Raw genomic sequence first — 13,554 nt, forward strand, 5'->3', positions numbered from 1 at the left:
GGATGTGGAAGTACGGTAACGTATGGAGCTAACCAGTACTAATTGTCCTATTCGCGCTTGAGAGTTCCACCATCAATGACAATCCTGGGTAACCACCCGGCATTGCATATGGTCGGATGATTCAATCGCAGCTGATATTCATTCCGTGTGCACGGTATCGATTTGAACCCAAATTTAGCGCGTCGGGGTTCCCGCAAAGGTTTACTTTGTGGGGATCCCTTGCACGGGCTCCATTGCCTGGTGGCTATGGCGTCTGTGAACCACCCGATCCCATCCCGAACTCGGCCGTGAAACCAGACAGCGCCGATGGTACTATCGCTCAAGCGATGGAAGAGTAGGTCGCCGCCAGGCATTGCAGCCCGTGCAGCCGCGCTAAACACAAAGTTCCCAGGAAAAACCCATTCACAACGTCAGATTGACCAAACGGAGGCGCAAGCCTCCGCAAGGCCGAACGGCCGCCCGACCCCGGATCCAGTCCGGGGGAGGAAAGCCAAGGCAGCGGATGCTGCCGCCGGCACTTGAGGCCTACAGACATGTCGCGGGATGGAGCAGCCCGGTAGCTCGTCAGGCTCATAACCTGAAGGTCGTAGGTTCAAATCCTACTCCCGCAACCACAAAAGCCCGCAGGCAAAAGCCTGCGGGCTTTTTGCTGTCCAGGCCACATCGATCGTGCCCGCACGGGACCGCGCATCTCCATTCGTCGCACAAAACGTCCGATCCCGGCACAAGTCGGTTGAGCGGCGCAACTTGGCTGTCATGATCGCCGCCTAGCCAGAAGTCAGTACCAGAGTCTCCCGTATCGCGTTGCTTACGTCCGGTGTCCCCGGTTCCGCGATTGCCGACCAGCAGAGGATCGATCATGGCTGCCAATGTCTTCATCAACGAGATCCATTACGACAATGCCGGCGCCGACAGCGGCGAGTTCGTCGAGATCGCAGGCGCCGCAGGCACCGATCTCACCGGGTGGAAGATCATCCTCTACAACGGCGCGAACGGCCAGAGCTACAGCACCGTCACGCTGACCGGGGCCCTCGCCAACCAGCAGAACGGTTTCGGCACGCGCGGCATTACGTATCCCGTAGACGGGGTCCAGAACGGCTCCCCCGACGCGATCGCTCTGGTCGATCCCAACGGCGTGGTCGTGCAGTTCCTCAGCTATGAGGGCGTGTTCACCGCAACCAACGGCCCCGCTGCGGGCCTGACCAGCGTCGATATCGGCGTGTCGGAGGGCAGCACCGCCCCGGTCGGCGGCTCGCTCGGCCTCGTCGGCAGCGGCACGACCTATGCGGACTTCCATTGGGCTGCGATCGGCGATGACACCGTCGGCGGCGTCAATGTCGGCCAGACCTTCGGCAGCGCTGCGCCCCAGCCGGGCACGCTCAGCATCGCCGACGCAGCGGTCGCCGAGGGGAATGCCGGCACGCACGATATCGTCTTTACCGTTACCCGGGCCGATGGCAGCGCCGGCGCGGTCTCCGCCACCTGGACGGTTAGCCTGGGCAGCGCCACTGCCGGCGACTTCGGCGCCGCCTTCGCCGCCACCGGCACGGTGAGCTTTGCCGACGGGGCGACTACCGCCGAGGTGCGCCTGCCAGTGCAGGGCGATACCATCTTCGAGGCCGACGAGAGCTTCACCGTCACGCTCAGCGCGCCGCAGGGTGGGGTGGCGCTCGCCGATGCCGTCGCCATCGGCACGATCACCAATGACGATGCCGCGCCGCCCGCGCCCGTCGCCAACGTGTTCATCAACGAGATCCACTACGACAATGTCGGCACCGACGTCGGCGAGGCGATTGAGATCGCCGGCGCGGCAGGCACCGATCTCAGCGGCTACAAGCTTGTCCTCTACAATGGCAGCAACACCCCCGAAGCTGCCCCGACCTACACGACCACCAACCTCACCGGCGTGATCGACGACGAAGGTGCCGGCTTCGGCGCGGTGTCCTTCGCCTACCCTGTCAACGGTCTTCAGAACGGTGCCGCCGACGGCGTCGCGCTGATCGCCCCCGACGGCACGGTGATCCAGTTGCTGTCGTACGAGGGTATTTTCACTGCGGCAGCGGGCACCCCGGCGGCGGGGGTCACCAGCACCGACATTGGCGTCAGCGAAGAGCCGGCACCGGGCATCGGCCTGTCGCTCCAACTCACCGGCAACGGCTCGAGCGCGGCCGACTTCACTTGGTCGGCCGCGTCGGACGACAGCTTCGGCACGCTCAACAGCGGCCAGACCTTCCTTCCCGCCAACGGCCCGAGCCACATCCGCATCGGCGACGCGCAGGTCGCCGAAGGCAATAGCGGCGCCACCAACCTGGTCTTCACGGTCAATCGCGCCGGCGGCACTGCCAATTCCGCGAGTGTCGCCTACACCGTCAATCTCGACGGAACCGCCACCACGGACGACCTTGCCCCCGGCTCCGTCCTATCCGGCACGGTCAGCTTCGCGGCCGGCGAAACCTCGAAGCAGATCGTCGTCGCCGTGCAGGGCGATCTGGTCGGCGAAGCCAATGAGACGCTGTCGGTGAGCCTCGGCACCACCACCGGCAATGTCGTGATCGACGACGCCTCGGCGACCGGCACGATCACCAACGACGATCCGATCGCGCTGACGATCAGCCAGATCCAGGGCGAAGGCCATGTCTCGGCCTATGTCGGCCAGACCATCGCCACCACCGGCATCGTCACCGCGGTCGACACCAACGGCTTCTACGTCCAGTCGGCGGTCGGCGACGGCAATGCCCGCACTTCGGACGCGGTGTTCGTCTTCACCAGCAACGCGCCGGGCGTCGCGGTGGGCGACGGCGTGACGGTGCGCGGTTCGGTCGCCGAGTTCGCCGGCAGCACTGCCAGCCTCAGCGTCACCGAGATCACTGCGCCAATCGTCACCGTAGAGACGCACGGCAACGCACTTCCCAACGCAGTGCTGATCGGCGCGAATGGCGTGCTGCCGCCGGCCGAAGCGATCGATAATGACGGCCTCACCAGCTACGACCCCGCGCAGGACGGGATCGACTTCTGGGAATCGCTCGAGGGCATGCGCGTCACGATCGACACGCCGCAGGCAGTGTCGAACACCAACGAGTTCGGCGAGACCGACGTCGTCGCCTCGCACGGCACCGGTGCCACCGGGGTCAACGATCGCGGCGGCATCACCATCTCGCCGGGCAGCGAAGGCGTTCCCGACTATAATCCCGAAAAGATCCAGATCGACGACGATAGCGGCATCTTCGCCGGTTTCACCCCGGGCTATACGATCGGCGACCAATTGAGCAGCGTCACCGGCGTGGTGAACTATGCCTTCGATAATTACGAAGTGCTGGTCACCGAGGCTGTCACCACCACCAAGGACACGACGCTCGCGCGCGAGACCACGACGCTCCACGGCGACGCCAACAACCTCTCGATCGCGACCTACAACCTCGAAAATCTCGACGCGTCGGACAACAAGTTCGACATTCTCGCGCATGACATCGTCTACAATCTCGGCGCGCCCGACATCATCGCCGCGCAGGAGATCCAGGACGCCGATGGCGCCGGCTCGGGGGCGAACCTGTCGGGCACCGTCACCGCGCAGGGCCTGATCAACGCGATCTTCGCCACGTCGGGCAAGCATTATGCCTATGTCGAGATCGCGCCGACCACCGCGGGCTCGACCGGCGGCGAGCCTGGCGGCAATATCCGCAACGGCTATTTCTACAACATCGACCGCGTCTCTTATGTCGCCGGCAGCGCCGAGCTGATCGACGGTGCGGCCTATAACGGCACGCGCAAGCCGCTGGTCGCGCAATTCGCGTTCGCCGGGCAGACGATCACCACGATCAACGTCCATCTCACCTCGCGTCTCGGCAGCGAGCCTTTGTGGGGCGATCACCAGCCGGCCAGCGATGCCGGCGATGCCGCGCGCACTGCGCAGGCGGCGGGGGTCAAGGCGTGGGTGCAGGACCATCTCGCCGACGATCCGTCGCTCAACATCGCATTGCTCGGCGACTGGAACGGCTTCTATTTCGAGCAGGCGCAGACCCAGCTCACCGATCCGGCGCAGGGCGGGGTGTTCACCAATCTCAACACGCTGCTGCCCGAGCAGGAGCGCTACAGCTACATGTTTGGCGGCAACGCCCAGCAGATCGACAACATCCTCGTCACCGGCGGGCTGGTCACCAACGCGCAATATGACGCGGTGCATCTAAATGCCGAATTCGGCGGCAGCCGCCCGACCGATCATGACCCGCAAATCGCATTGCTCCGCCTCGGTGCGGCGCCGCACGATGTGTCGCTGAGCAATGCCAGCGTCGCCGAGAATCTGCCCGCAGGCACCGTGGTCGGCACCGTTTCGGCGAGCGACACTGCCGGAGATACGCTCAGCTACGCGCTGGTCGACAATGCCGGCGGGCTGTTCGCGATCGACGCCGCGACGGGGGTGATCACCACTACCGCGCCGCTCAACCACGAGGCCGTCGCGGCCTATTCGGTGACCGCCAAGGTTACCGACAGCGGCGGGCTCAGCGCGCAGCAGAATTTCTCGATCGCAGTCGGCGACGTCAACGAAGCGCCGGTTGCGGCCAATGACTCGGTCGCGGTCAACGAGGACGCCACCACCGCGAACCTGTGGTCGACCCTGCTCGGCAATGACAGCGATCCGGATGCCGGTCAGACGCCGACGATCAAGGCGGTGGACACCAGCGCCACGCTCGGCAGCGTGATCTTCGACGCTGACACCCAGACGCTCAAATATGTCGCCGACAACGATGCGTTCGATGCCCTGGCGCCGGGCGCCACCCAGGTCGATCACTTCAGCTACACGGTGACCGACGCCGCCGGGCTGACCAGCACGGCAACGGTGAGCGTGACTGTCACCGGCATCGCCGACGGAGTCGTCCGCAACGGCACCTTCTTCACCGAGACGATCAACGGCACTGCGGGCGAGGACCGGCTGTGGGGCGGCGGGCTCGGCAACGACACGCTGAACGGACTCGGTGGCCATGACTGGCTTTCGGGCGGGCTCGGCAACGATAAGCTCGACGGCGGCGACGGCAACGACGTGCTGTTCGCCAGCCTCGGCGACGACACTTTGCTCGGCGGCAACGGCAAGGATGTGCTGTTCGGCAGCTACGGCAACGACAAGCTCTGGGGTGGTGCCGGTGCCGACAGCTTCCACTTCGGCGCAAACTTCGGCGACGACATTGTCTACGACTTCAACACCGCCGAAGATCAGATCATCCTCGACGACGGCGTCAAGGTAACCCGCACCAAGGTGCAGGACGTCAATGGCGACGGCGCCAAGGATCTGGTCCTCACGCTGAGCGTCGGGAGCGTCACCTTGCTCGGGGTCAGCAATGCCGCCCAAGTCAAATATGCCGCGCCCGATTATTATTCGAACCACCAGCCCGGTCTCGACGGCGCGCTCGATGCCGTTGTCGACACCGTGGGCCGGCTGATCCATGAAGTGACGCTGGGCCACGGGTTCTGACTATTTGCCTAAGCTGAAGATCAACGCCAAAGTCGTGCCCCGTGACCTGATCGGTCGCGGGGCACTGCCCATTACGGAACCTCTCAATGCGCGTTGAACGCCCCCTGAGTACGTTGCGCGCCGCACTTGCCCTGTGCCGGCGGCACTTCATGTCTGCCGCCGTGTTCAGCGCGCTGATCAACCTGCTCTACATCGTTCCGACGCTCTACATGCTCCAGGTCTATGATCGCGTCGTGCCGACCCAGGGCGTCCAGACGCTCGTCTTCCTGACGATGGTATTGCTGTTCGCGCTGGCGACTTTGTCGCTGCTCGATCGCGTCCGCACCCGGCTGCTGGTGCGCGCCGGCGTACAGCTCGATGCCACGCTTGCGCCGCTGATTCTCGATGCCACCCTCGGCCGTCCCGATCTGCCTGGCGCGCGGCAGGCGCTTCGCGAATTCGACGTTATGCGCGGCACGCTGACCGGCGCCGGCATCCTCGCCTTGTTCGATGCGCCCTGGGTGCCGATCTACATCCTCGTCTGCTTCCTCGTGCATCCCTGGATCGGGGTGATCGCGATTGTCGGCTGCGCGATCCTGCCGCTCATCGCCTGGGCCAATGAGCGTGCGACCCGCAGCCGGCTCGATCGCGCGCAGATGATCGCGAGCACTTCCTATGCCAATCAGGACGCCTTGCTCGCTTCCAGCGACAGCATCCGCGCGCTCGGCATGCGCCGTGCGATGGTCGCGCGCCAGCTGCGCCAGCGCGAGGCGATGCTGGTCGCGCAGACCGAGGCGAGCTTCGCCGCCGGAAGCTATCTCACCGCCACCAAGTTCACCCGCCTCGCGCTCCAGTCGCTCGCTTTGGGGCTCGGCGCGCTGCTTGCGGTCGACAATCTGATTTCGGGGGGCGCGATCTTCGCTGCTTCGTTCCTGATCGCGCGCGCGCTGGCACCGATCGAGCAATTGATCGGCACGTGGAAGACGATCGTCCAGGCGCAGCAGAGCTATCAGAGCCTCAACACCTTGCTCGAAGGCAAGATCGCCCAGCCCGAACCGACTCGCCTGCCGCCGCCACAGGGCGCGATCCTGCTCGAAGGCGTGACCGTGCTCAACGAAGCGCGCGACGGCGCGATCCTGAGCGCGGTGTCGCTGCGGATCGAGCCCGGTGAAGTGGTCGCGATCGTCGGCCCCAGCGGCGCCGGCAAGTCGACCCTGGCACGCACGATCGCCGGTGCGCTGGCGCCCGATCGCGGCACGATCCGGTTGGACGGCGCCGACACGCGCGACTGGGATCCCGAGCAGCTCGCCCGCCATATCGGCTATCTGCCGCAGGATTCGGCGCTGTTCGCCGGATCGGTCGCCGAGAATATCGCGCGCTTCGCCGGCGAGATCGGCGAGGATCGCGCCACGATCGATGCAGGCGTGATCGCCGCGGCGGGCAAGGTCGGCGCCGACCCGCTGATCCGGGGACTGCCGAACGGCTATGATCATCAGCTCAAGCTCGGCGGGCGCGGCGTGTCGGCCGGGCAGGCACAGCGCATCGCGCTTGCCCGCGCAATCTATGGCGATCCGCGCATCCTGATCCTCGACGAACCCAACGCCCATCTCGATACCGATGGCGATGCAGCATTGGTCGCCGCGCTCGGCGTGCTCAAGGCCGAGGGACACACGATCCTGATCGTCTCGCACAAGCTCGGCATCCTCCCGGTGGTCGACAAGATGCTGGTGCTGCGCGAGGGCAGGGCAGAAATCTACGGACCGCGCGACGAAGTGCTGCCCAAGATCGCGCCGCCCAATCTTCGGCGAGTCACGCCCCCCACGGCAAAGGCGAGCGGATGAGCGCCCCCATTCTCCTGTCGCCCACGGGCGCTGCGCCGCTGGTCGTTCCGCCACCGGTCGCGGACCCACGCGGCGAAATCCGCACCGGTGCGATCATCGCCGCCTTGTTCTTTGTCGTGTTCCTCGGCTGGGCGGCGTTCGCCCGGCTCGACGCCGCCGCTTATGCGCCGGGCACGCTTGTCGTGTCCGGGCAGCGCCAGTCGGTCCAGCATCGCGACGGCGGGGTTGTCGGTCGGATCTATGTGCGCGAAGGTCAGCGTGTCGAGCGTGGGCAATTGCTCGTCCAGCTCGCCGCCGCCGAGGTGCAGGCGCAGGAACGCGCACTTGCCTCGCAGGCGATCCGATTGCTCGCCCAGCGCGCGCGGCTCGAGTCGGAGCAACTCGGCCGCAGCCAGATCGTCCAGCCGCGCGAGTTCGCCGCGCTTTCGCCCGAAGACAGCGCCGAGGCCGCCGCAGCCATGCGCGCCCAGCAGAACGAACTCCAGGTACGCAGCTCGGTGCTCGCCGCGCAACGCGGCGCGCTCGGCCAGCGCGTCGTCCAATCGGGCCAGCAGGGCCGGGGTTATGGCGAGCAAGTGGTCTCGTCCGCCGAGCAGCTCCGCCTGATCGAAGAACAGATCGACGCGCTCCGGCCAGTCGCCGAAAAAGGCTTCGTCTCGCAGACCCGGATGCGCGAGCTCGAGCGCGCCCGCGCCGAGCTGATCGGCCAGCGCGGCCAGTATAGCGCCAGCGTCGCGCAGACCCGCGGCGCCGCACGCGAGAGCGAGATCCAGGCGCTCGAAGCGGAACGCAGTTTCCACGAGCGCAGCGCCGCTGATCTGCGCGACGTCGACAACCGGCTCGGCGACATCCTGCCGCGGTGGACCGCCGCGCGCGACCAGCTCGAACGCACTGCGATCCGCGCGCCCGCCACTGGCGCGGTCGTCGGCGTCACGGTGTTCACGCCGGGCGGCGTCGTCGCGCCCGGCCAGAAGCTGATGGATATCGTCCCCGAGCGCACACCGCTGCGGATTCAGGCGCGGATTTCGCCCGAGGACGCCGACGATCTCGTCGTCGGCCAGCGCACGCTGGTAAAATTCTCTGGGCTCCACGAGCGCACTTTGCCCAATCTCGAAGGCAAGCTCACGCGCCTCTCGGCCGACAGCTTCACCGACGAGAAAAGCGGGATGAGCTATTTCACCGGGGAAATCACCGTCCCGCTAGACCAGCTCCGCCTGATCCAGGACGTGCGCGGCAGCGCCTTCGCGTTACGGGCCGGAATGCCGGTGCAGGTGCTGATCCCGCTGCGCAAGCGCACTGCGCTCGATTACGCGCTCGAACCCTTGCTCGGCAGCTTCTGGTCGTCGTTCCGTGAGCATTGAGCCGGTCAGCTGACCGCGCGCACCCGCCGTACCAGCGCGCGATGCGTGCGCACTTCGCGTGCGACCACGCCGGCGGTGAACCGCTCGATGATTCCGCGCGTGCGCTTCAGCGGCCCGGCCGAGTCGCTGCGCGATCCCGCGATCACGCCGCTGCCCCAGCCGTCCGCCAGGGCACGCACCCGCGATGCGACCAGCGAGCGCTTGTCGTCGCGGCCGAGCACGATCGAGGGAAAGGGCAGGTGCGTACGCGGCGAGGCGAAGGTGTCGAGCAGGTTCTCCACGCTCTCGCCTTCGTCCTCGATCGGATCGAAGAACAAGGCGCCTGCCACTCGCGAGACATAGGTCGCCGGCGAAAGCCGTGCCCACCACGCCGTCGCGAAACAGCCGGCGCCTTCGGCGACCAGCAGCACTGCACCTTCCGCGCGAGTCACCGCCGAATCGAGCCGTGCCCCCAACAAATTGCGTTCCGAAAGCGTGCCGGCGCGATAGGGAACATGCTCCTGCGCGGGCGCCGCGAACAGATCGCGCCACGGTGCCGAAGCAGCCGCCGAGATTTCGACGAGCGAGAGATTCGCAGGGAGAGTCAGCGCAGTCGCCACGGCGTACTCCTTCAGCTAACGAATCAGTCTACACCGCCGCCGAACCCCTCGCCAGCGGATTCCTATCCGCCGGGTGGAGATTCGACGCGAATGCCGCTCAGGCCAGCGTGTGGCTCAGCGTGACTTCGGCATTGAGCAGCTTCGACACCGGGCAATTGGCCTTGGCGCCGGCCGCGAGTTCGTCGAACTGCTGCGGGGAGATGCCGGGCACTTCGGCCTTGAGCGTCAGGTCCGAACGCGTGATCGCGAAGCCGTCGCCCTGCTGCTCGAGCTTGACTGCGGCGGTGGTCTCGAGACTGCCTTCGCTGAATCCGGCCTTGGCCAGCGCGAAGCTCAGTGCCATGGTGAAACAGCCGGCATGCGCCGCCGCGATCAGCTCTTCGGGGTTGGTGCCCTTCTCGTCGCCGAAGCGGGTATTGTAGCTATAGGGCGTTGCATCGAGCACGCCCGAGGGGCTGTCGAGCTTGCCCTTGCCGTCCTTGCCGAAGCCTTCGTAGCGGGCAGTCGCAATACGCGTGGTCATTCGATTTTCCCCTCGGTGGGTGCTGCACGATGCGGCGACAGCATGCCGCCGCATCGTGACAAGTCAACGGCAGCGAACGTCCTTGTTCGAGCCGCGATCCACCGCTGAGCCGGCCGCGGCACCCGCCGCCGCGCCGAGCACGGTGCCGAGGACTTCCGAACCGCCCGGTGCGATGATGTTGCCGAGGATCCCGCCGGCGACGCCGCCGACGATCAGCCCGGTGGTGCCGTCCGAACGGCGGCAATAATAGCGCCCGTCCTGCCCGCGATAGACGCGTTCGTCGCGCGCCAGCCGGCGCTCGCGGCGGCTCCGGTCCTCGCGATAATAGCGATCGGCATTATAGCCGCCGTACGACGGATCGGGCCGGTTCCAGTCATAGTTGCGATAGCCGTCGTTACCCGACATGCGCGACCCGTAGCCGGTGTCTGCACAACCCGAAACGGCAGTCGCCGCCAGCAATCCAATCAGGATGGCACGCATTTTCACTCTCCAATCAACGTCTGATGACAGGGGAATGCCCGGCGCAGGGGAAGGTTGCGTCAGGCGATCCACGGGCAGCGTCAGAAGCAACGCGTCCTAGCGCGCCTCGTCCTTGACGAGAGCCGGCGCCGACGCTCCGGCCAATGCCGGGCGGAACGCGTCGCGCTCGCTCGCGGGGATCGGCGCGGTCGGATCGGGGCGGAACGCTTCGATCGCACGATCCTCGGGGCCTGGATGCTCGTCGCCCATCAGGTCGGTAGGGACATGCTCAGCAGTAGCTGCAGCCTTGGCCGCCTCAGGAGCGTTCGCCGGCGTCAACGAAGAACCCGATAGCGGCTTGCCAGCCACATAGGTCTGCTTGCCGCCCTTGAGCAGGCCGAACGCCGCCGCGACGATCGCGCCGACCACGGCGCCGACCGACAACGTTCCGAGCGCCAGCGCCCGCTTGCTGCTGCCTTTGTCCGCGCTGCGCGCCTGATTCTTCGCCGGAGTCTTTATCTTGCCAGTGCTGTTTGCCATTCTGCTTCCCTTTCCAGGTTCGCGGCTTCAACGGGCATGGCCGAACGGTGTTCCTCAATCCTTGAGCGGGTCGTGCCCCCAGTTCATCAGCGAGGAGCGCCAGCGCGAGCCGGGAACCTTGTGCTCCTGGTGCGGCCCCTGCGCGAGATGCCGGCGCACGAAGCCGACGACCTTGCGCATATGCGCATAGTCGCCGCCATCCAGTTCCGCCTCGGGCGTGCGCAGGATCTGCACGATCCGCCGGCCCGAAGCATGGCCGACGCTCTCGCCGCCATCGCGCTTGAAGCCGACCGCGCGGCTTTCCGCCGTGTCGAGCCATTCCTCGATCTCGCTCGGGCTCATGTTCACTGCGTCGTGAAAGCGCGCATAGACATGCGCATGATCGTCCTGTTTCGCCATCAACGCCTCAGTGCCGCAGCGAGCGAAACGTTCCGCTTCAGCTGCCGTACAAGGCGGCCTCGGCAGCGCGGCGCTTGGTGAGCCCGGCAAGAACTTTGCCTGCCGCTTTGTTCCACCGTCCGAATTGCTGCTGTGCGCCGGCAAAGTCCTTCGCCTTGTGCAGCTTGAGCAAGGTGCTGCTGGAAAGATTGCCGACGCCGACATTATAGGCGAAGCTCACCAGCGCATCGAACTGGTGCTGGCTTGTCTGCGCCGCGCCGAGCACTGCCGATACCTTGGAGGCGAAGCTGGTGAGGTCTTTCGTCAGCCGATCGTCACATTGCTGTTGAGTCCAGACCACGCCCGGCTTGACGTCGGCGCCGGTGGTGCCCCAACCGATCGTCCATGGGTCGGCGCCCGTCCCCGGATCGGGATAGGCGATGAAGCTGCCATCTGTCTGTTTCTTCGCGCAACCTTCGAATTGCTGGATCAGTGCGACACATGCCGGACCTGGCGTCATGATTAACCTCCCCCGAAGTTGAGCGTGACTTGTGCCGCACTTGGCCGTTCTTGGCTATCGTCTTTATGTCCGGAGCGGTTGCAGCATCGGCAAAGCCACGCCAAAGCGGCGCGCATGGCCAAACAACGCGCCGATCAGATGCTCGTCGACCGGGGACTGGTCGAAAGCCGCACCCGCGCGCAGGCGCTGATCATGGCCGGACTGGTCTTTGCCGGCGATCGCAAGATCGACAAGCCCGGCCAGCAACTGCCCGAGGACGCGGCGCTCGACGTGAAAGGCCGCGATCATCCCTGGGTGTCGCGGGGCGGGGTCAAGCTCGCGCACGCGCTCGACCATTTCGGCTGGGACGTGATGGGCGCAGTGGCGATCGACGTCGGCTCCTCGACCGGCGGCTTCACCGACGTGCTGCTCAGCCGAGGCGCGGCGCGCGTCCATGCGGTCGACAGCGGCACCAACCAGCTTGCCTGGAAGCTCCGCCAGGACCCCCGCGTCATCGTCCACGAACAGACCAGCGCGCGCATCCTCACCGAGGCGCACATCCCCGAACCGATCGACCTGATCGTCTGCGACGCCAGCTTCATCGGCCTCGCCAAAGTGCTCGAAACCCCCTTACGCTTCGCCAAGCCGCACGCCCGGCTGGCCGCTTTGATCAAGCCGCAATTCGAGGCCGGGCGCGGTGAAGTCGGGAAGGGCGGGGTGGTGCGCGACTCGGAAGTGCATGACCGCGTCTGCCGCGAAGTCGCCGACTGGGTCGCCGCGCAAGGCTGGATGGTACTTGGCATCACCCGGAGCCCGATCACCGGGCCGGAGGGCAATGTCGAATTCCTGATCGGCGCGGAGCGGGGCGATGGCTGACCGGATTGGCGGACACCAAAGCCGCCAGTCCGCTGACGACCCGGCGCTTCGGGAAGCGTGAATGCAGCGCGCTGGCATATGGTGCCTCACTGCACCGATGGCGGCAATCGCTTCTCCCGCTTTGCTCCCTTGTCCGCCACCGCGGGCGGCAGCGCGAAATTCTCGCCGATTTTCCCGAGAAGTCCCGGATCCGAGCCGAAGATGTCGCAGTCGCTGTCCTTCTTGGAACCGCCGAATTTGGGCAGCCGGGGGAGCTTCAATCCGCGAGAGGATGTCTCGCCGGTGATGAGCAGTTCGCTGAACTTGCCGCCAAAGTCGCCGGCCAGCGCATAGGCATCGCCTACTTCCGAAACTCTGGCCGAGCTCATGATCGAGTCGGCACCGCGCGCCCAGATGAGTGCGGCGTCTTGCATGCCATCCCGGTCCAGAGCTTCGGCCTCGACGGTGAGACTTCCTAGACCAACGGGTACCCTGGGACTGAGCAGCGGGATGCTACTCAATGCAGAGGGAATGAAGCCGATGACCGCCGATGCTCCGGCCGCGATCCTGCTGGTGGTTCCCATATGGGTGATCGTGGTCTGCACGTTCAGATCGGCGGGCTCGCTGGTAGTGACGATGTCGAAGCGCTTGCTCAGCTTGCGGCAGAGCGAACGATCGAGCGCATTGGCTACCAGGTTTCGGTTCTTCTCCGTCACGTCGGCGCCGACGCCATCGGCGAACCGCGCCGGCAATATCCGCACCGTCTTTGCGGCAAGGACATCCTGTTTGCTGACCCGCGCCTGCGAGTCTGTGGTGCGCCCCTTGTGACGCACCAGATCGCCATAAGACGAAAGCGCGCCGCTTCGAGTCATCGGCGGTGTCGCGCACGCGGCCAACGAAGCCAGCGCGAGGCACGCCGCTGCGCGCGCCAGCGGCGATTCGGCTGCGCTGCGGCGGGCATTGATGAGGACGCCGGCGGATACCTCGCCAACGAACGGATAGACTGACACGGATGAGGCTCCCAATTCTCTGTTGCCCGAAAGCAGCGACGGGCGC

At 66.0% G+C, this 13,554-nt stretch carries 11 protein-coding genes, 1 tRNA gene and 1 rRNA gene; 6 read left to right on the forward strand and 7 right to left on the reverse strand.

Annotated features, from left to right (window positions below; genetic code table 11):
* Positions 1-236: 236 nt before the first annotated feature.
* From rrf to E5A73_RS07310, 5 genes are all read left to right on the forward strand, one after another.
* Positions 237-351, forward strand: a 5S ribosomal RNA gene (gene rrf, locus E5A73_RS07290).
* Between the two features lie 186 nt (positions 352-537).
* Positions 538-614, forward strand: a tRNA-Met gene (locus E5A73_RS07295).
* 245 nt (positions 615-859) lie between these two features.
* Positions 860-5,464, forward strand: coding sequence for an Ig-like domain-containing protein (locus E5A73_RS07300; RefSeq protein WP_135963172.1), 4,605 nt, complete (start codon positions 860-862; stop codon positions 5,462-5,464).
* 86 nt (positions 5,465-5,550) lie between these two features.
* On the forward strand, positions 5,551-7,284 hold the full coding sequence (locus tag E5A73_RS07305; protein ID WP_135963173.1) for a type I secretion system permease/ATPase: 1,734 nt from the start codon (positions 5,551-5,553) through the stop codon (positions 7,282-7,284).
* Positions 7,281-8,645 (forward strand): HlyD family type I secretion periplasmic adaptor subunit, encoded by a 1,365-nt coding sequence (locus E5A73_RS07310; RefSeq protein ID WP_135963174.1) that lies wholly within the window; start codon positions 7,281-7,283, stop codon positions 8,643-8,645. The genes E5A73_RS07305 and E5A73_RS07310 overlap by 4 nt, the downstream gene beginning before the upstream one ends.
* Positions 8,646-8,650: 5 nt before the next feature.
* On the opposite strand, the gene E5A73_RS07315 is transcribed toward E5A73_RS07310, so the two are convergent.
* The 6 genes from E5A73_RS07315 to E5A73_RS07340 form a co-directional block, all read right to left on the reverse strand.
* On the reverse strand, positions 8,651-9,244 hold the full coding sequence (locus E5A73_RS07315) for an alpha/beta hydrolase (RefSeq protein ID WP_168355849.1): 594 nt from the start codon (positions 9,242-9,244) through the stop codon (positions 8,651-8,653).
* A 97-nt stretch (positions 9,245-9,341) separates the two neighbouring features.
* Entirely contained in the window at positions 9,342-9,767 is a 426-nt protein-coding gene (locus tag E5A73_RS07320; protein WP_135963176.1) for an OsmC family protein, read from the reverse strand.
* Positions 9,768-9,830: 63 nt separating this feature from the next.
* The gene (locus E5A73_RS07325) at positions 9,831-10,247 is read right to left on the reverse strand and encodes a glycine zipper 2TM domain-containing protein (RefSeq protein WP_135963177.1); all 417 of its coding nucleotides are present in this window, start codon (positions 10,245-10,247) and stop codon (positions 9,831-9,833) included.
* A gap of 96 nt (positions 10,248-10,343) precedes the next feature.
* Positions 10,344-10,766, reverse strand: a complete 423-nt coding sequence (locus E5A73_RS07330; RefSeq protein ID WP_135963178.1) for a hypothetical protein — start codon at positions 10,764-10,766, stop codon at positions 10,344-10,346.
* 54 nt (positions 10,767-10,820) lie between these two features.
* Positions 10,821-11,165: a DUF3140 domain-containing protein gene (locus E5A73_RS07335; RefSeq protein WP_135963179.1), complete on the reverse strand. Its 345-nt coding sequence runs from the start codon at positions 11,163-11,165 to the stop codon at positions 10,821-10,823.
* Positions 11,166-11,202: 37 nt separating this feature from the next.
* Positions 11,203-11,664: a lysozyme gene (locus tag E5A73_RS07340; RefSeq protein WP_135963180.1), complete on the reverse strand. Its 462-nt coding sequence runs from the start codon at positions 11,662-11,664 to the stop codon at positions 11,203-11,205.
* A gap of 114 nt (positions 11,665-11,778) precedes the next feature.
* On the opposite strand from E5A73_RS07340, the gene E5A73_RS07345 reads away from it, so the two are divergent.
* Positions 11,779-12,519: a TlyA family RNA methyltransferase gene (locus E5A73_RS07345; RefSeq protein ID WP_206366419.1), complete on the forward strand. Its 741-nt coding sequence runs from the start codon at positions 11,779-11,781 to the stop codon at positions 12,517-12,519.
* 86 nt (positions 12,520-12,605) lie between these two features.
* Here E5A73_RS07345 and E5A73_RS07350 read toward each other — a convergent pair whose 3' ends face one another.
* Complete coding sequence (locus E5A73_RS07350; protein ID WP_168355850.1) at positions 12,606-13,370, reverse strand: DUF3313 domain-containing protein; 765 nt, start codon at positions 13,368-13,370, stop codon at positions 12,606-12,608.
* Positions 13,371-13,554: the final 184 nt, after the last annotated feature.

Source organism: Sphingomonas gei (assembly GCF_004792685.1).
In the GTDB taxonomy this organism is placed as follows: Bacteria; Pseudomonadota; Alphaproteobacteria; order Sphingomonadales; family Sphingomonadaceae; genus Sphingomonas; species Sphingomonas gei.

Coding starts and splice junctions, on each gene's coding strand:
- E5A73_RS07300 (WP_135963172.1), top strand. CDS start 860: ATGGCTGCCAATGTCTTCATCAACGAGATCCATTACGACAATGCCGGC.
- E5A73_RS07305 (WP_135963173.1), top strand. CDS start 5,551: ATGCGCGTTGAACGCCCCCTGAGTACGTTGCGCGCCGCACTTGCCCTG.
- E5A73_RS07310 (WP_135963174.1), top strand. CDS start 7,281: ATGAGCGCCCCCATTCTCCTGTCGCCCACGGGCGCTGCGCCGCTGGTC.
- E5A73_RS07320 (WP_135963176.1), bottom strand. CDS start 9,767: ATGACCACGCGTATTGCGACTGCCCGCTACGAAGGCTTCGGCAAGGAC.
- E5A73_RS07325 (WP_135963177.1), bottom strand. CDS start 10,247: ATGCGTGCCATCCTGATTGGATTGCTGGCGGCGACTGCCGTTTCGGGT.
- E5A73_RS07330 (WP_135963178.1), bottom strand. CDS start 10,766: ATGGCAAACAGCACTGGCAAGATAAAGACTCCGGCGAAGAATCAGGCG.
- E5A73_RS07335 (WP_135963179.1), bottom strand. CDS start 11,165: ATGGCGAAACAGGACGATCATGCGCATGTCTATGCGCGCTTTCACGAC.
- E5A73_RS07340 (WP_135963180.1), bottom strand. CDS start 11,664: ATGACGCCAGGTCCGGCATGTGTCGCACTGATCCAGCAATTCGAAGGT.
- E5A73_RS07345 (WP_206366419.1), top strand. CDS start 11,779: ATGGCCAAACAACGCGCCGATCAGATGCTCGTCGACCGGGGACTGGTC.
- E5A73_RS07350 (WP_168355850.1), bottom strand. CDS start 13,370: ATGACTCGAAGCGGCGCGCTTTCGTCTTATGGCGATCTGGTGCGTCAC.